Here is a 17,823-nt window from a genome sequence, read left to right as displayed (position 1 = left end):
GGTCCCCCGTACCGCCCGTGGCCCGCAGCCCGGCCGGGCCCGTGCTCAGGCGGACATCGGTCTCTGCACCGTGATCGACTGGAGCAGCCCGACCGCGAGCCACACGGCGAACATCGACGAGCCGCCGTACGACACGAAGGGCAGCGGCAGGCCGGTGACCGGCATGATGCCGAGCGTCATGCCGATGTTCTCGAAGGTCTGGAAGGCGAACCAGGCGACGATTCCGGCGGCGACGATCGTGCCGTACAGGTCGGTGGTCTCGCGGGCGATCTTGCAGGCGCGCCAGAGCACCACGCCGAGCAGGGCGATGATGAGGCCCGCGCCGAGGAAGCCGAGTTCCTCTCCGGCGACCGTGAAGACGAAGTCGGTCTGCTGTTCGGGGACGAAGCGGCCGGTGGTCTGTGAGCCGTGGAAGAGGCCGGAGCCGGTGAGGCCGCCGGAGCCGATGGCGATGCGCGCCTGGTTGGTGTTGTAGCCGACGCCCGCGGGGTCGAGTTCCGGGTTGGCGAAGGCGGCGAATCGGGCGATCTGGTAGTCGTCGAGGATGCCGAGCTGCCAGACGGCGAGCGCGCCGGCGGTTCCGGCGCCGATCAGGCCGAACACCCAGCGGTTGGTGGCGCCGGAGGCGAGCAGCACGCCCAGCACGATGATGACCATGACCATGACCGAGCCGAGGTCGGGCATGAGCATCACGATCAGCATCGGCACGGTGGCCAGGCCCAGGGCCTGGAGCACGGTCCGGTGGTCCGGGTTCGGCCGGTCCCCCGCGTCGACGCGGGCGGCCAGCAGCATCGCCATGCCCAGGATGATCGTGATCTTCACGAACTCCGAGGGCTGGAGGGAGAAGCCGCCGGGGAGTTTGATCCAGGAGTGGGCGCCGTTGATGGTCGAGCCGAGCGGGGTGAGCACCAGCAGGATCAGGAAGACGGACGCGCCGTAGAGGACCGGCACGGCGGTGCGCAGGGCGCGGTGGCCGAGCCAGACGACGCCGACCATCAGGGCGAGCCCGATGCCGGTGTTCAGGAGGTGCCGGGTCAGGAAGTAGTACGGGTCGCCCTGGTTGAGTTCGGTGCGGTTGCGGGTCGCGGAGTAGACGAGCAGCGAGCCCATCAGCGAGAGCGCTACGGCGGCCAGCAGTATCGGCCAGTCGAGCCGGCGCGCCATCGAGTCCCGGGCGAGCAGTCGGGTCCACCCGGCCTTCTCGGGCCCGTATCCGGAGACCTGGAAGCTGTTGGAACCGGTCATGCGCGCGCCCTCCGGCTTCCGCTTCTGCCCGCACTGCGCTGTCCGCCGCCGCGCCGGCCCGCGCCGCCGCGTCGTCGGTGACGGCGCGTGTCGCGGTTGTCGCCGTTCTGCGTCGGCGTCGTCGCTCCCTGTTCCTGTCCGTCGATGGGGGCGTACTCCTCCTCCGGGGAGGCCTTCTCCTTCGGCAGCAGGTCCTTGACTGCGTCCTTGGGCATCTTCGGGGCGGGGATGGTGCCGTCCGCCTTGATCGTCGGGAGCTTCGCCTGCGGCTTGGGCAGCAGTCCCTTCTTGCTGTCGACCTCGCCGTCGTCCGAGACGCCGTACAGGGCGTCGTAGATGTTGCGGACGGCGGGGCCGGAGGCGCCGGAGCCGGTACCGCCCTGGGAGATCGTCATGACGATCGAGTACTCGTCGGTGTACGTGGCGAACCAGGAGGTGGTCTGCTTGCCGTGGACCTCGGCCGTACCGGTCTTGGCGTGCATCGGGATCTTGTCCTGCGGCCAGCCGTCCTGTGCGAACCGCCAGGCGGCGGTGCCGCGGGTGGCGACGCCTTCGAGGGCGTCGTCCATCTTGGCCAGCGTGGTCTTGCTTATCGGCAGCTTGCCGTGGGCCTCGGGCTCGATCGGGCGGATCTCCTTGCCGTCGGGGCTGATGACCGCCTTGCCGATGCTCGGGTCGTACATGGTGCCGCCGTTGGAGATGGCCGCGTAGATGGTGGCCATCTGGATGGGGGTGGTGAGGGTGTCGCCCTGGCCGATGGAGTAGTTGATGGCGTCACCGGCGCGCATCTTGTTGCCTTCGAGGCAGCCCTCGTACGCGAGCTTCTCGACGTAGGTGCCGTCCTTCTTGCCGGACTTGCACCAGGCGTCCTTGTTGGCCTCCCAGTAGTCCTGCTTCCACTGGCGGTCGGGGACGCGGCCGGTGACCTCGTTGGGGAGGTCGATGCCGGTCTTCTTGCCGAGGCCGAACTCGTGGGCGGCCTTGTAGAAGTAGTCGTTGGGGTTCTTCGGGTTGTTGCCGCCGTCCTTCTTCCACTCCTGGTGGGCCAGGCGGTAGTAGACGGTGTCGCAGGAGAGTTCCAGGGCGCGGCCGAGGTCGATCGAGCCGTAGCTGGCGGACTCGTAGTTCTTGAAGACCTGGCCGCCGACGGAGTAGGAGCTGGAGCAGTCGTAGCCGCCGTCGAAGTCGTAGCCGGCCTCGACGGCGGCGGACGTGGAGATCACCTTGAAGATCGAGCCGGGGGCCGCCTGGCCCTGGGTGGCCCGGTTGAGCAGCGGGTAGTTGGAGTCCTTGCCGGTGAGCTTCTTGTAGTCGGCGGCGTCGATGCCGCCGACCCAGGCGTTCGGGTCGTACGTCGGGTTGGAGGCCATGGCGACGACGCGGCCGGTCTTGGCCTCCATCACCACGACGGCGCCGGCGTCGGCCTTGTAGTTCTCGCCGGTGTTGTCGTCGTACTGCTTGCGGGCTTCCTTCATCGCCTCGTTCAGCTCGTACTCGGCGACCCGCTGGACGCGGGCGTCGATGCTGGTGACGAGGTTGGAGCCGGGCACGCCGGGGTCGGACTCGGCCTCGCCGATGACGCGGCCGAGGTTGTCGACCTCGTAGCGGGTGACGCCGGCCTTGCCGCGCAGCGCCTTGTCGTACTGGCGTTCCAGGCCGGAGCGGCCGACCTGGTCGGAGCGCAGGAAGGGCGAGTCGGTGTCCTGGGCCTTCTGGATCTCCTCGTCGGTGACGGGCGAGAGGTAGCCGAGGACCTGCGCGGTGTTGGACTGGCCGGGGGCGGCGTAGCGGCGCATCGCCTCGGGCTCGGCGGTGATGCCGGGGAAGTCCTCGGCCCGTTCGCGGATCTGGAGGGCCTGCTTGGGGGTGGCCTCGTCGGTGACGGGGATCGGCTGGTAGGGCGAGCCGTTCCAGCAGGGCTGGGGGGTCTCGGCGTCGCACAGCCGGACCTTGTCCATGACCTCCTTGGGCGTCATGCCCAGGACCCCGGCGAGCTTGGTGAGGACGGCCTTGCCGTCGTCCTTCATCTTGAGCAGGTCGGTGCGGGAGGCGGAGACGACGAGCCGGGTCTCGTTGTCGGCGAGCGCCACGCCGCGGGCGTCCAGGATCGAGCCGCGGGGGGCGGGCTGGACGACCTGCTGGACGTGGTTGCCGGAGGCCTCCTTGGCGTACTCGTCGCCCTGGCGGATCTGGAGGTACCAGAGCCGGCCGCCGAGGGTGCCGAGAAGGGAGAGGACGAGGATCTGGATGACGACGAGCCGGGTCTGGACGCGTGTGCTGCGGCCGGTCTCGGGGATGTTGGTCACCGCGGCTGCCTCCCCCTCGTGAGGTGCGTGGTCCTTGGGTACGGCCGCGTCGCGCACGGCCGCGTCGTGTGCTGCCGCGTCGTCACAGCCGCTTGACCCCCTTGATGCGTCCGGCCCGGGCGACCCGCGCCCGCGCCGCCTTCACCCGCAGTCCGTTGCGCTGGTTGCCGATGCGCAGCCCGGTGCCGCCGGAGAGCCAGCCGGAGGCGATGTCGGTCTTCTGGCCGGCGGAGTTGGTCTCGGCCAGCGGGTCGTTCTCGGCGCGTCTGGCCAGGGCCATGATGCCGGGGACGACGAAGGGCGCGAGCAGCAGGTCGTACAGGGCGGCCGTGAACAGCAGGCTGGGCAGGCCGACATGGCGGGCGGCGGTGTCGCCGACGAGGGCGCCGACGCCGGCGTACAGCAGGGTGGTGCCGAGGGCGGCGACGACCACGACGGCCATGGGGCCGGTGGCCGTCCTGAGCCGGCCGTTCTCCGGTTTGGCGAGGCCGGCGAGGTAGCCGATGACGCAGAGCACCAGGGCGTAGCGGCCGGCGGCGTGGTCGGCGGGCGGGGCGAGGTCGGCGAGCAGTCCGGCGCCGAAGCCGACGAGGGCGCCGCCGACGTGGCCGTAGACCAGGGCGAGGCCGAGGACGGTGAGGAGCAGCAGGTCGGGGACGGCGCCGGGCAGGTGGAGGCGGGCGAGGACGCTCACCTGGAGCACCAGGGCGACGACGACGAGGGAGACGGACAGCAGGATCCGGTTGACGCGCATGGGGTGAGAACTCCTACTGCTCGTTCTGCTGGTTCTGCTCGGTCTGCTCGTTCTCTTCGCCTTGCGTCCCCCCGTCGGTGCCGGCCCCGGCGGACGGGGTCGCGGTCACCGTGACGGTCGGCGTGGGTTTCGGCTTCGGCTTGTCCGGGAGCACCGTGTCGCGCGGGTCCTTCTGCGGGGCCTGGACGACGACGCCGATGATGTCGAGCTTGGTGAAGCTGACGTACGGCGTTACGTCGAGGGTGCGGGTCAGGTCGCCGCCGGAGGGGTCGATGCGGGAGACGACGCCTACGGGCACGCCGGGCACGAACGGCTTGTCGGCCTGGGAGCCGAAGGTGACCAGGCGGTCGCCCTTCTTGACGTCGGCCTTGCCGTTGAGGAGTTCGACGCGCAGGGGCCGGCCGCCCTGGCCGGAGGCGAAGCCGAGTTCGTCACTGGCCTCCATCCGGGTGCCGACGGTGAAGTCGGGGTCGTTGGCGAGCAGCACGGTGGCGGTGCCCGGGCCGACGGTGGTCACGCGGCCCACGAGGCCGTCGCCGTTGAGGACGGTCATGTCGCGCTTGATGCCGTCGTCGGCGCCGGCGTCGATGGTGATGGTCCAGGAGAAGCCCTGCGCGGCTCCTATGGCGATGACCTGGGCGCCCTTGATGCCGTACTGGCCGGCGCCGGCCAGCCCGAGCATCTTGTCGAGCTGCTTCAGGCGGCTGCGGCCGCGCTCGTCGCTGCCGAGCTTCGCCTTCAGGGCCGCGTTCTGCGTCTCCAGCTCGGCGAGCCGGTCGTGCCGGTCGCCGGAGTCGCGGATGGCGGAGACCGCGTTGCCGACCGGGTCGACCGCGGACGACACCCCGTTCTCGATCGGACCGAAGACGCCCGCCGCGGCCTGCCGGGCACCGTCGACCGGGGAGTCCTCCCCACCGCGGATGTCCACCGTGATCAGTGCGAACGCGATGGCGATCAGCAGCACCAGGAGCAGCCGGCTCTCTTTCGTGTCCCTCACGTGCGGCGGCCGTGCCTTCCTCGTCGAATTCGGGAATCTCGGAATGTACGTGGCGGTGTTCAGGAATTCAGCTGATTCGGTACGACGGGCGCTTCACGCGCATCCGGTACCGCAACCCTCTATATCAACGATCCGCCGCACGAGAGGAGATCGTCTCGTACGGCGGAACCGAAGTGTTACGTCATCTGCGGGGCGAGGCGTCCAGCACCTGCTGGAGTGCCTCGAACTCCTCGACGCACTTGCCGCTGCCGAGCGCCACGCTGTCCAGCGGGTCCTCGGCGATGTGGATCGGCATTCCGGTCTCCCGGCGCAGCCGTTCGTCGAGCCCGCGCAGCAGCGCGCCGCCGCCGGTCAGGACGATGCCCCTGTCCATGATGTCGCCGGACAGCTCAGGCGGACACTTGTCGAGGGTGGTCTTGACGGCGTCGACGATCGCGTTGACCGGCTCCTCGATGGCCTTGCGTACTTCGGCGGCCGAGATGACGACGGTCTTGGGCAGCCCGGAGACGAGGTCCCGGCCACGGATTTCGGTGTGCTCGTCAGCGTCGAGGTCGTACGCCGAACCGATCGTGATCTTGATCTGTTCGGCCGTGCGCTCACCCAGCAGAAGGCTGTACTCCTTCTTCACGTGCTGGATGATGGCGTTGTCCAGCTCGTCACCCGCGACGCGGATGGACTGGGCGGTGACGATGCCGCCGAGCGAGATGACCGCGACCTCCGTGGTGCCGCCGCCGATGTCCACCACCATGTTGCCCGTGGCCTCGTGGACCGGCAGGCCGGAGCCGATGGCCGCGGCCATGGGCTCCTCGATGATGTGCACCTGTCGGGCGCCGGCCTGGGACGACGCCTCGATGACGGCGCGGCGCTCGACGCCCGTGATGCCCGAGGGCACACAGACGACGACCCGCGGGCGAGCCAGATAACGCCGCTTGTGGATCTTCAGGATGAAGTAGCGGAGCATCCGCTCGGTGATCTCGAAGTCGGCGATGACGCCGTCCTTCAGCGGGCGCACGGCAACGATGTTGCCGGGCGTGCGCCCGATCATCTTCTTCGCTTCGGCGCCGACCGCGAGGATGCCACCGGTGTTGGTGTTGATCGCGACGACGGACGGCTCGTTGAGTACGATCCCGCGACCCCTGACGTACACCAGCGTGTTGGCGGTCCCGAGGTCGACAGCCATGTCACGGCCGATGAACGACATTGAGTTCCCCATCAGGATTCGACTGGCCTTCCCAGGAGCTTTTGAGGGCTTTTCAGGTAGGCGAAGTGGGTGCAGTGACGCGTGGAGGCTTCCATCGTAGACGCGCTTTCGCGAACACTGCGCGAGGGTCTTCGCCATTGTCAGCAGATGGCGCGGCGCCTCGCTTGTGGAGACGGGCCAACGGGGGCATCCGTTCCCCCGATCAGGCGCGCATATGCCACGGGGCGGTCGCTTTTACGCGACCGCCCCGGCTCCGCCTCGGCCATTCGACTGACGGCCTGTCAGAAAAAAGAGCCGTCCGGCGTGTCCCGAAGAAGGTTCAGACCCGACCCGGGAAGAAGATCTTCAGCTCGCGCTCGGCGGACTCCTCGGAGTCGGAGGCGTGGATCAGGTTCTCCCGGACGATCACGCCGAAGTCCCCGCGGATGGAGCCGGGGGCGGCGGCGATCGGGTCGGTGGGGCCGGCCAGCGCGCGCACGCCCTCGATGACCCGCTCACCCTCGACGACCATGGCGACGACCGGGCCGGACGCCATGAACTCGACCAGCGGCTCGTAGAAGGGCTTGCCCTTGTGCTCGCCGTAGTGCTGCTCCAGCGTCTCGGCGTCCAGGGTGCGCAGTTCCAGCGCGGTGATCTGCCAGCCGGCCTTGCGCTCGATACGGCTGATGATCTCGCCGGTCAGGCCACGACGGACGGCGTCGGGCTTGAGGAGGACGAGGCTGCGCTGGGTCACGACGGGCTCCCTTGGGGGTGTGCGGTTGTGCGAGGTGATGACTGAGGTTACCGGGCGTGTCGCGGCGCCTGTCACGCAGCGTCAGGCGGCGTCGGGCGCGGAGACCTCGGCCTGGGCCGCGAACCTCGCCTTCGCCTCGTCGATCTTCCGCCCGTAGTGCACGGAGGCCCACCACAGGGCGGCGAAGATCGCGCCCAGGAAGAACATGGACGGCACGACGAAGCCGGAGGCGATCAGCGCGATCTGCAGGGCCCAGCCGAAGGCGACGCCGCCGGGCCGGGTGACCACGCCGCACAGCGCGACGCACAGGAACATCGCGATGCCGCTGACCGTCCACACCGTCCCGACGGACAGGTCCGGGTCCTTCATGGCGACCAGTCCGGCGAAGCCGATCACCAAGAACTCGCTGATCAGAGTCGAAGCACAGAGCGTACGCACGGTTTCTCAGCCCCTCCCGAGGAGCAGTCGGGCCTCGCCGACGGTGATGACGGAACCGGTGACGAGCACACCGCCGCCCGCGAACTCGCCCTCCTCCTCGGCCAGCGTGATCGCGGCCTCCAGGGCGTCCGGCAGCCGCGGTTCGACCTGGACGCGGTCCTCGCCGAACACCTCGACGGCGATCCCGGCCAGCTCGTCGGCGTCCATCGCGCGGTGGCTGGAGTTCTGGGTGACGACGACCTCGGCGAAGACCGGCTCGAAGGCCTCCAGCAGCCCCCGCACGTTCTTGTCGCCGCTCGCGCCGACCACACCGATGAGCCGGCTGAACTGGAACGCCTCCCCGACCGCCTCCGCGGTGACCCGGGCGCCGGCCGGATTGTGCGCGGCGTCCAGCACCACGGTCGGCGAACGCCGCACGACCTCCATCCGTCCCGGTGAGGCGACGGCGGCGAAGGCCTTGCGCACGGTGTCGATGTCCAGCGGCTCGGGACGCTGCGCGCCGACGCCGAAGAACGCCTCGACGGCGGCCAGCGCCACGGCCGCGTTGTGCGCCTGGTGGGCGCCGTGCAGCGGCAGGTAGACCTCGGTGTACTCGCCGCCGAGCCCGCGCAGGGTCATCAACTGCCCGCCGACGGCGACCTGCCGGGCCACGACGCCGAACTCCAGCCCTTCGCGCGCCACGGTGGCGTTGACGTCCACGGCCTTCTTCAGCAGCACCTGCGCCGCGTCCACCGGCTGCTGGGCCAGGATCACGGTGGCGTCCTGCTTGACGATGCCGGCCTTCTCGGTCGCGATCGCGCCGGGCGTCTCGCCGAGCCGGTCGGTGTGGTCCAGGTCGATGGGGGTGACGACGGCGACGTCCCCGTCGATGACGTTGGTGGCGTCCCAGGAGCCGCCCATCCCGACCTCGACGACGGCCACGTCCACGGGCGCGTCGGCGAAGGCGGCGTACGCCATGCCGGTCAGCACCTCGAAGAAGGACAGCCGGTGCTCCTGGCGGCCATCCACCATCTCGACGTACGGCTTGATGTCCTCGTACGTCTCGACGAACCGCTCCCCGGAGATCGGCGCCCCGTCCAGGCTGATGCGCTCGGTGACCGACTGCACGTGCGGCGAGGTGTACCGCCCGGTGCGCAGCTCGAAGGCGCCGAGCAGGGCCTCGATCATGCGGGCGGTGGTGGTCTTGCCGTTGGTCCCCGTGATGTGGATGGACGGGTACGACCGCTGCGGGTCCCCCAGTACGTCCATCAGCGCGGCGATCCGGGTGACGGACGGCTCCAGCTTGGTCTCGCCCCAGCGGGTCGCGAGCTCCGTCTCCACCTCGCGCAGGGCCTTGTCCACCTCGGGATCCTCCGGCCGCGCGGGCACGTCGGCCTGCGGGGGGCCGCCCTGGGTACGGAGGGTGCGGCTGCCGGCCTCGATGACGGCGAGGTCGGGGTCGCGGGTGGTCTCCGCGTCGATGATCTCGTCGAAGGAGTCGAGGGGGTCCTGGGGGTCGGGCTGGTCGTTCTCGCCGGGGATGTCGCTCACGGGGACCAGTCTACGTACCCGCCGCTGCGGGCAGTCGTGCCGCTGGGGCGGCACGGGTGGGCGCGGCGGCACCCCGTTCAGCGCCGGGCCGCGCGACCCACCGCAACGCGAGCAAAGGCCCCCGAGCCGATCGGGCTCCGGGGGCCTTCACCGACGCACAACCGGCGGGCTACGCCTCCGGCAGCTTCTCCAGCTGGGACTGGATGCGGGCGATGTCCTCGTCCGCCTTGGCCAGCCGGCCCCGGATCTTGTCCACGACCTGATCCGGCGCCTTGGCGAGGAACGCCTCGTTGCTGAGCTTGGCGTTCGCCTGGGCCTTCTCCTTCTCGGCGGCGGCGAGGTCCTTGGCGAGGCGCTTGCGCTCCGCCGCGAAGTCGATGACACCGGAGAGGTCGAGGGCGACCTCGACGCCCGCCACCGGCAGGGTGGCCGTCGCCGTGAAGGCATCGCCCTCCGGCTGGAGCCGCAGCAGCTGCCGGACGGCCGCCTCGTGGGCCGCGAGCGGGCTGCCCGCGAGCGTCAGCCGCGCCGGAACCCGCTGGCCGGGCTGGAGGCCCTGGTCGGCGCGGAACCGGCGGACCTCGGTGATCACCGACTGGACGGTCTCGATCTCCCGCTCGGCGTCGGCGTCCCGGAAGCCGGAGTCCGACGGCCACTCGGCGATGACGACCGACTCGCCGCCCGTGAGCGTCGTCCACAGCGTCTCGGTGACGAAGGGGACGACCGGGTGCAGCAGCCGCAGCGTGACGTCGAGGACCTCACCGAGGACGCGCTTGCTGACCTCGGCGGCCTCGCCGCCCGCCTGGAACGTCGTCTTGGACAGCTCGACGTACCAGTCGAAGACCTCGTCCCAGGCGAAGTGGAACAGCGCGTCGGACAGCTTCGCGAACTGGTAGTCCTCGTAGTACGCGTCGACCTCGGCGACCACCGAGTTGAGCCGGGAGAGGATCCAGCGGTCGGTCGACGACATCTTCGAGGCGTCCGGCAGCGGGCCGTCGACCGTCGCGCCGTTCATCAGCGCGAAGCGGGTGGCGTTCCAGATCTTGTTGGCGAAGTTCCGGGAGCCCTGGACCCAGTCCTCGCCGATCGGGACGTCGACGCCCGGGTTGGCGCCGCGCGCGAGGGTGAAGCGGAGCGCGTCGGAGCCGTACTTGTCCATCCAGTCCAGCGGGTTCACGACGTTCCCGAAGGACTTGGACATCTTCTTGCCGTTCTGGTCACGGACCATGCCGTGCAGGGCGATGGTGTGGAACGGCGGGGTGCCGTCCATCGCGTACAGGCCGAACATCATCATCCGGGCGACCCAGAAGAAGAGGATGTCGTAGCCGGTGACCAGGACGGAGTTCGGGTAGAACTTCGCGAGCGAGTCGGTCTGCTCGGGCCAGCCCAGCGTGGAGAACGGCCACAGGCCGGAGGAGAACCAGGTGTCCAGGACGTCGGAGTCCTGGTGCCAGCCCTCGCCGCTCGGCGGCTCCTCGTCGGGTCCGACGCAGACGACCTCACCCTCCGGGCCGTACCAGACCGGGATGCGGTGGCCCCACCACAGCTGGCGCGAGATGCACCAGTCGTGGAGGTTGTCGACCCAGTCGAAGTACCGCTTCTCCATCTCCTGCGGGTGGATCCTGACCTTGCCGTCGCGGACGGCGTCACCGGCGGCCTTCGCCAGCGGGCCGACCTTGACCCACCACTGCATGGACAGGCGCGGCTCGACGGTGGTCTTGCAGCGCGAGCAGTGGCCGACGCTGTGGACGTACGGCCGCTTCTCGGCGACGATCCGGCCCTCGGCGCGCAGCGCGGCGACGATGGCGGAGCGGGCCTCGAGACGGTCCAGGCCCTGGAAGGGGCCGTGGGCGGTGATGACGGCGTGCTCGTCCATGACCGCGATGGCGGGCAGGTCGTGGCGCCGGCCGATCTCGAAGTCGTTCGGGTCGTGGGCGGGCGTCACCTTGACGGCGCCGGTGCCGAACTCGGGGTCGACGTGCTCGTCGGCGACGACCGGGATGGAGCGGTCGGTGAGCGGCAGCTTGATGAGCTTGCCGATCAGGTGCTTGTACCGCTCGTCCTCGGGGTGGACGGCGACGGCCGTGTCACCGAGCATCGTCTCGGCACGGGTGGTGGCGACGACGATGGTGTCGTCCCCGTCCCCGTACTTCATCGAGACCAGCTCGCCGTCGTCGTCCTGGTACTCGACCTCGATGTCCGAGATGGCCGTCAGACACCTGGGGCACCAGTTGATGATGCGCTCGGCGCGGTAGATCAGCTCGTCGTCGTAGAGCCGCTTGAAGATGGTCTGGACGGCCTGGGACAGGCCCTCGTCCATGGTGAACCGCTCACGCGACCACGCGACGCCGTCTCCCAGGCGCCGCATCTGCCCGCTGATCTGCCCGCCGGACTCGCCCTTCCACTGCCAGACCCGCTCGACGAACGCCTCACGGCCGAGGTCGTGCCGGGACTTGCCCTCCTTGGCCAGCTCCCGCTCGACGACGTTCTGCGTGGCGATACCGGCGTGGTCCATGCCGGGCTGCCACAGCGTCTCGTACCCCTGCATCCGCTTGCGGCGGGTCAGGGCGTCGATGAGCGTGTGCTCGAAGGCGTGCCCGAGGTGCAGGCTGCCCGTGACGTTCGGCGGGGGGATGACGACGGTGTACGGAGGCTTGTCGCTGTCCGCGTCCGCCTCGAAGTAACCCCGTTCCACCCAGCGCTCGTACAGCTTCCCCTCTACCTCGGCCGGCGCGTACTGGGTCGGCAGTTCGGTGGTGGGTGCGGGCTGCGGCTGCTGAGAGTTCTCGGTCACGGGGGTCAGTTTAAGGGCGTCACGACCCTGTCCCGAAACGCGTTTCTCTGTAACGGTGTGGCCCCCAGTGACCTGCGCACGCCATGCCTGCGTCAGGATGTCAGCACCACGTAAGCATCTGGAGGGGAACCCAGAAATGAGTCACAACCAGCCGGGCCCGTACGGCGGGCAGCCCCAGCAGCCCGGACCGTACGGCCAGCCGGGGCCGTACGGCCAGCAGCCGCCGCAGGCCCCCCAGCCCGGCTACGGCTACCCCCAGCAGACGCCGCCGCCCGCGCAGCCGGGCTACGGCTACCCGCAGCAGCCCCAGCAGGGCGGCGTCCCGCCTCAGCAGCCGCCGTACGGCCAGCAGGCCCCGTACGGCCAGCAGCCTCCCTACGGCCAGCAGCCGTACGGCATGCCCCAGCCCCCGGCGCCGGGCGGCGGCAAGAAGAAGACGGGCCTGATCATCGGCGCGGTCGCCGTCGTGGCGGCGATCGGCGTGGGGGCGTACTTCGTGTTCGGCGGGGGCGGGGGTGCCGGCGGCTCGGACATCGCCGACGACGGCCCGCACAAGCTGACGACTCCGGCGACGGTGCTCGGCGATTACACGAAGGAGAAGAGCGACAGCGGCACCATGGACGCCGGCGACATGAAGGACGCCGAGCAGTGGGGGGTGAAGGACCCCAAGGACGTGAGCGCCTCGTACACGGCGAAGAACGAGGAGAACCCGCTGGCCAGCAAGCAGCTCATGTTCGGCGGCGTCTACGGCACGATCGACGACCCGGAGAAGGCCGTCGACGCGATGTTCGCCAACATGAAGAAGGAGAGCCAGGAGGGCGGCAGTGACCAGGACGTCACGCTGCAGGGCGACCCGAAGGAGTACAAGCCCGAGTCCCTCGACGGTGCCATCCTGAAGTGCCAGGAGGCCAAGGTCGACAACTCGAGCGGCGGCCCGAACGAGCCGAAGTCGATGACGATGACGTACTGCGTCTGGGGCGACCACAGCACGCTCGGCTTCGCCATGCCGATGAGCATCCTGGACATCGCGGCCGGCAAGAAGGCCGACCCCGCCGAGGCGGCCGAGATCACCGCCAAGCTCCGCAAGGAAGTCCGCGTCAAGGCCTGACGCCGGAACGGCAACGCGGAAGGGGCCCGGTCGGTCGACCGGGCCCCTTCCGCGTTCGTTCGTACGGCGACGGCTACGCCGTCTTCTGCTCCCCCGGCCCCCGCCCCCGCGAATCCCGCGGGATCAGCGTCGGGTTGACGTTGGAGAGGACCACGTCGGCGGTGATGACGACGCGGGCGACGTCCTTGCGGGAGGGGACCTCGTACATGACGCCCTGGAGGACTTCCTCCATGATGGCGCGCAGGCCTCGGGCGCCGGTCTGGCGGAGGATGGCCTGGTCGGCGATGGCCTCCAGGGCCTCGCGCTCGAAGTCCAGCTCGACGCCGTCGAGTTCGAAGAGGCGCTCGTACTGCTTGACGAGTGCGTTGCGCGGCTCGACCAGGATCTGGAGCAGGGCCTCGCGGTCGAGGTTGTGGACCGAGGTGATGACCGGGAGCCGGCCGATGAACTCGGGGATCATGCCGAACTTGACCAGGTCCTCGGGCATGACGGCCTCGAACTGGTCCTTGGACTCCAGCTCCCGCTTGGAGCGGATCGTCGCGCCGAAGCCGATGCCCTTGGCGCCGGCCCGGCCCTCGATGATCTTCTCCAGGCCCGAGAAGGCGCCGCCCACGATGAACAGGACGTTCGTCGTGTCGATCTGGATGAACTCCTGGTGCGGGTGCTTGCGTCCGCCCTGCGGCGGGACGGAGGCCGTGGTGCCCTCGAGGATCTTCAGCAGCGCCTGCTGGACGCCTTCGCCGCTGACGTCGCGCGTGATCGACGGGTTTTCACTCTTCCGCGCGACCTTGTCGATCTCGTCGATGTAGATGATCCCGGTCTCGGCCTTCTTGACGTCGTAGTCCGCCGCCTGGATCAGCTTGAGCAGGATGTTCTCGACGTCCTCGCCGACGTAACCGGCCTCGGTGAGCGCCGTGGCGTCGGCGATCGCGAAGGGGACGTTCAGCATGCGCGCCAGGGTCTGGGCGAGGAGGGTCTTGCCGGAGCCCGTGGGGCCCAGCAGCAGGATGTTGGACTTCGCCAACTCGATGGCGTCCTCGCGGCCTTGGGCGCCGCCGTTCTCGCCGGCCTGGACGCGCTTGTAGTGGTTGTACACCGCTACGGAGAGCGCCTTCTTGGCGGCCTCCTGGCCGACGACGTACCCGTCGAGGAACTCGTAGATCTCGCGGGGCTTGGGGAGCTCCTCCCAGCGCACCTCGCTGGTCTCCGCCAGCTCCTCCTCGATGATCTCGTTGCAGAGGTCGATGCACTCGTCGCAGATGTAGACACCGGGCCCTGCGATGAGCTTCTTGACCTGCTTCTGGCTCTTGCCGCAGAACGAGCACTTGAGCAGATCGCCGCCGTCACCGATGCGTGCCACGGTGTGCTTCCCCTTCGCCTGGGAGACTCCCCGCCGTCGACGTCACGTCAACGGCCGGCGGACTCCTGGTGCTGCCTTATGTCCGACGGTACCTTGCCGGGCCCCCCGTCCGGGCCCCCCTTGGCACGGTTCACTTTGACGTGGACCGTGCCAAGGAGCAGCAGACGATACCCGCTCCGTGTCAGCGAACCGACTCGTTGTTCATCTTCCGGGTGGAGATGATCTGGTCGACCAGGCCGTAGGCCAGGGCGTCCTCGGCCGTGAGGATCTTGTCGCGCTCGATGTCCTCGCGGATCTTCTCGACCGGCGTGGTGGAGTGCTTGGCCAGCATCTCCTCCAGCTGGGCGCGCATCCGGAGGATCTCGTTGGCGGCGATCTCCAGGTCGGAGACCTGGCCGCGGCCGGTCTCGCTGTAGGGCTGGTGGATCAGCACCCGGGCGTTGGGCAGCGCCATGCGCTTGCCCGGCGTGCCGGCGGCCAGCAGGATCGCGGCGGCGGAGGCCGCCTGGCCCATGCAGACCGTCTGGATGTCGGGCTTCACGAACTGCATCGTGTCGTAGATGGCCGTGAGCGCCGTGAAGGAGCCGCCGGGGCTGTTGATGTAGATCGAGATGTCCCGGTCGGGGTCCATCGACTCCAGGCACAGCAGCTGCGCCATGACGTCGTTGGCGGAGGCGTCGTCGATCTGGACGCCGAGGAAGATCACCCGCTCCTCGAAGAGCTTCGCGTACGGGTCGTACTCGCGAACGCCCTGGGAGGTGCGCTCGACGAAGCGCGGGATCACGTAGCGGGACTCGGCGGACGGGCCGGTGTACTCGGCACGCATGCGGTCGTGCAGGCCGCTGCCGGGGAAGTCGTTCACAGTTTCTCCTGGGAAGGGGCTGAGGCGGTCGGCTCGGGGCCGGCTGGACGGGCGCACTGGGCCCGCGGAGGGCTGGGCTCGGCTCCGCGGGGCCCGGGTGGACCCGGGGCCCGCGGGGAGCGGCTCAGGCCCCCGTGCCGCCGCCGCCCGGCATGCCGGCGGCCGTGGGGATGACGTCGTCGATGAGGCCGTACTCCTTGGCCTCGAAGGCGTCGAACCAGCGGTCGCGGTCCGAGTCGCGCGTGATCTGCTCGATCGTCTGACCGGTGTGCTGGGACGTCAGCTCCGCCATGCGCTTCTTGGTGTGCAGCAGCCGCTCGGCGTGGATCTTGATGTCCGAGGCGGAGCCGGCCAGACCGGCGGAGGGCTGGTGGATCAGGATCTCGGCGTTCGGGAGCGCGAAGCGCTTGCCCGGGGTGCCCGCGCTGAGCAGGAACTGCCCCATCGAGGCCGCCAGCCCCATCGCGATCGTCACCACGTCGTTCTTGATGAACTGCATGGTGTCGTAGATCGCCATGCCGGCCGTGATCGAGCCGCCGGGGCTGTTGATGTACAGGAAGATGTCCTTGTCCGGGTCGGCGGCAAGGAGCAGCAGCTGTGCGGTGATCTTGTTGGCGATGTCGTCGTCGACCGGCTGGCCGAGGAAGATGATCCGCTCGCCGAGCAGCCGGTTGTAGACCTGGTCGCCGAGGCCACCACCGATGGAGGGCTCGCCGGCGGCGGAGGGCATCAGATTCGTCACGTATCCACCTGCTCGTCTTACGACGGCGCCGGGCCGTCTCACGTGTTCTGCCGGGGCTCGGGGCCGTCCGGCCGGTTTCGGGGACTCCCCTGCCCTCGTATTCATGGACCCTAACGCGCAGGCCCCGCGGTGCCATCCCGGTTCCGCGGGTGTTCGCTGTGAGCGCATGTCGCTCCGCTGGGTGAGCAGGGGGCTCGCCCGCGCCGATACGGCCCCGCGCGCCTCGGCGCGCTGCCGCGCCGTACGCCGACGGGCTCCGGGGCGCTGTCGCCCCGGAGCCCGTCACACGTCTTTCGCGAGGAGCCGTGGGGCTCAGCCCTCGGTCTTCTCCTCGGACTTCTCCTCGGCCTTGTCGTCACCGGACTCGGCGGACTCGGCGGCGGCCTCCGCGGCCTCCGTCTCCTCCTCCTCGTCCTCCAGGTCGACGACCTCGCCGTTGGTGTCCTTGACCGTGGCCTTCTCGACCACGACGGCCAGGGCCTTGCCGCGGGCGACCTCGCCGACGAGGAGCGGGACCTGGCCCTGCTCGACGACGGCCTGGGCGAACTGGTCGGGGGACATGCCGGAGGAGGCGGCGCGGCGCATGAGGTGCTCGGTGAGCTCCTCCTGGCTGACGTTGAGCTTCTCCTGCTTGACCAGCTCGTCGAGGACGAACTGGGTCTTGATGCCCTTGACCGCGGCCTCGCGGGTCTCGGCCTCGAACTCCTCGACGGTCTTGCCCTGGAGCTCCAGGTACTTCTCGAGGTCCAGGCCCATCTGGCCCAGCTGGTGGTGCTCCAGGTTGTGCTTGCGGGTGTTGACCTCGTCCTCGAGGAGCTTCTCGGGGACGGGGACCTCGACCAGCTCGAGGAGCTTGTCGAGCACGCGCTCCTGGGCCTGCGTGGCCTGGTCGTACTGCTTGGTGTTGGCCAGGCGCTTGCGGCTGTCGGCCTTCAGCTCCTCGAGCGTGTCGAACTCCGACGCGAGCTGCGCGAAGTCGTCGTCCAGCTCGGGCAGCTCGCGCGCGGCGACCTGGGTGACCTTGACGGTGACCTCGGCCTCCTTGCCGGCCGCCGAGCCGCCCTTGAGCTCGGAGGTGAAGGTGGCCTCGCCACCGGCCTCCACGCCCTTCACGGCGTCGTCGATGCCTTCCAGCAGCTCGCCGGAGCCGATGGTGTAGGAGACGCCGTCGGCGACGCCGTCCTCCAGGACCTCGCCGTCGACCTTGGCCTGCAGGTCGAGGGTGACGACGTCGCCGTCCTCGGCGGCACGCTCGACGGGGGAGGTGGAGGCGAAGCGCTCGCGCAGCTGCTCCACCGCCTTCTCGACGTCCTCGTCGCTGACCTCGACGGCGTCGACCTCGACCTCGATACCGGAGTAGTCCGGGATCTCGATGGCCGGGCGGATGTCGACCTCGGCGGTGAAGTTCAGCGTCTCGCCGTCCTTCAGCTCCGTGATGTCGACCTCGGGCTGGCCGAGCGGGTTCAGCTCGGCCTCGTTGACCGCGTCGGTGTAGAACTTCGGAAGCGCGTCGTTGACCGCCTCCTCCAGAACCGCACCGCGGCCGAACCGCTGGTCGATGACTCGGGCCGGGATCTTGCCCTTGCGGAAGCCCTTCACCGTGACCTGCTGGTTGATCTTCTTGTACGCCGCGTCGAGGCTGTCCTTGAGCTCCTCGAAGGGCACCTCGACAGTGAGCCGAACCCGGGTCGGGTTCAGGGTCTCCACGGCGCTCTTCACGGTTCGGTCTCCTTGGTGGCTGACTTCTTGGGTT

The 17,823-nt window shown here is 69.5% G+C and carries 14 protein-coding genes; 1 reads left to right on the top strand and 13 read right to left on the bottom strand.

Annotated features, from left to right (window positions below):
- Nucleotides 1-45: 45 nt before the first annotated feature.
- The 9 genes from rodA to RI578_RS26445 form a co-directional block, all read right to left on the bottom strand.
- Nucleotides 46-1,245, bottom strand: a complete 1,200-nt coding sequence (rodA, locus tag RI578_RS26485) for a rod shape-determining protein RodA (protein ID WP_310873410.1) — start codon at nt 1,243-1,245, stop codon at nt 46-48.
- Nucleotides 1,242-3,551 (bottom strand): penicillin-binding protein 2, encoded by a 2,310-nt coding sequence (gene mrdA, locus RI578_RS26480; RefSeq protein ID WP_310873409.1) that lies wholly within the window; start codon nt 3,549-3,551, stop codon nt 1,242-1,244. The genes rodA and mrdA overlap by 4 nt, the downstream gene beginning before the upstream one ends.
- A gap of 82 nt (nt 3,552-3,633) precedes the next feature.
- Nucleotides 3,634-4,305 carry a rod shape-determining protein MreD gene (mreD, locus tag RI578_RS26475; protein ID WP_310873408.1) on the bottom strand — a complete coding sequence of 224 codons (672 nt, stop codon included), beginning with the start codon at nt 4,303-4,305 and terminating at the stop codon, nt 3,634-3,636.
- Nucleotides 4,306-4,318: 13 nt separating this feature from the next.
- Nucleotides 4,319-5,302: a rod shape-determining protein MreC gene (gene mreC / locus RI578_RS26470; protein WP_310873407.1), complete on the bottom strand. Its 984-nt coding sequence runs from the start codon at nt 5,300-5,302 to the stop codon at nt 4,319-4,321.
- Between the two features lie 181 nt (nt 5,303-5,483).
- Nucleotides 5,484-6,503 (bottom strand): rod shape-determining protein, encoded by a 1,020-nt coding sequence (locus tag RI578_RS26465; RefSeq protein WP_052838153.1) that lies wholly within the window; start codon nt 6,501-6,503, stop codon nt 5,484-5,486.
- A gap of 319 nt (nt 6,504-6,822) precedes the next feature.
- Entirely contained in the window at nt 6,823-7,236 is a 414-nt protein-coding gene (gene ndk / locus RI578_RS26460; protein WP_007449819.1) for a nucleoside-diphosphate kinase, read from the bottom strand.
- Nucleotides 7,237-7,317: 81 nt separating this feature from the next.
- The gene (locus tag RI578_RS26455; protein WP_310873406.1) at nt 7,318-7,674 is read right to left on the bottom strand and encodes a DUF4233 domain-containing protein; all 357 of its coding nucleotides are present in this window, start codon (nt 7,672-7,674) and stop codon (nt 7,318-7,320) included.
- A 6-nt stretch (nt 7,675-7,680) separates the two neighbouring features.
- Nucleotides 7,681-9,204, bottom strand: a complete 1,524-nt coding sequence (locus tag RI578_RS26450) for a folylpolyglutamate synthase/dihydrofolate synthase family protein (RefSeq protein WP_310873405.1) — start codon at nt 9,202-9,204, stop codon at nt 7,681-7,683.
- A 169-nt stretch (nt 9,205-9,373) separates the two neighbouring features.
- The gene (locus RI578_RS26445) at nt 9,374-11,998 is read right to left on the bottom strand and encodes a valine--tRNA ligase (RefSeq protein ID WP_310873404.1); all 2,625 of its coding nucleotides are present in this window, start codon (nt 11,996-11,998) and stop codon (nt 9,374-9,376) included.
- 136 nt (nt 11,999-12,134) lie between these two features.
- On the opposite strand from RI578_RS26445, the gene RI578_RS26440 reads away from it, so the two are divergent.
- A complete protein-coding gene (locus RI578_RS26440; RefSeq protein ID WP_310873403.1) occupies nt 12,135-13,106 on the top strand; it encodes a hypothetical protein in 972 nt (323 codons plus the stop codon).
- A 73-nt stretch (nt 13,107-13,179) separates the two neighbouring features.
- Here RI578_RS26440 and clpX read toward each other — a convergent pair whose 3' ends face one another.
- From clpX to tig, 4 genes are all read right to left on the bottom strand, one after another.
- Complete coding sequence (clpX, locus tag RI578_RS26435) at nt 13,180-14,466, bottom strand: ATP-dependent Clp protease ATP-binding subunit ClpX (RefSeq protein WP_121747006.1); 1,287 nt, start codon at nt 14,464-14,466, stop codon at nt 13,180-13,182.
- Nucleotides 14,467-14,647: 181 nt separating this feature from the next.
- Entirely contained in the window at nt 14,648-15,328 is a 681-nt protein-coding gene (locus RI578_RS26430; RefSeq protein ID WP_310873402.1) for an ATP-dependent Clp protease proteolytic subunit, read from the bottom strand.
- 124 nt (nt 15,329-15,452) lie between these two features.
- Complete coding sequence (locus tag RI578_RS26425) at nt 15,453-16,058, bottom strand: ATP-dependent Clp protease proteolytic subunit (protein ID WP_193776311.1); 606 nt, start codon at nt 16,056-16,058, stop codon at nt 15,453-15,455.
- Nucleotides 16,059-16,382: 324 nt separating this feature from the next.
- On the bottom strand, nt 16,383-17,789 hold the full coding sequence (gene tig, locus RI578_RS26420) for a trigger factor (RefSeq protein WP_310873401.1): 1,407 nt from the start codon (nt 17,787-17,789) through the stop codon (nt 16,383-16,385).
- Between the last annotated feature and the right edge of the window lie 34 nt (nt 17,790-17,823).

This window comes from Streptomyces sp. BB1-1-1, from assembly GCF_031597775.1.
Lineage (GTDB): Bacteria > Actinomycetota > Actinomycetes > Streptomycetales > Streptomycetaceae > Streptomyces > Streptomyces thinghirensis.
Note: the sequence above shows the minus strand (reverse complement) of the source record. Positions and strands in the feature narration are given on the sequence as shown.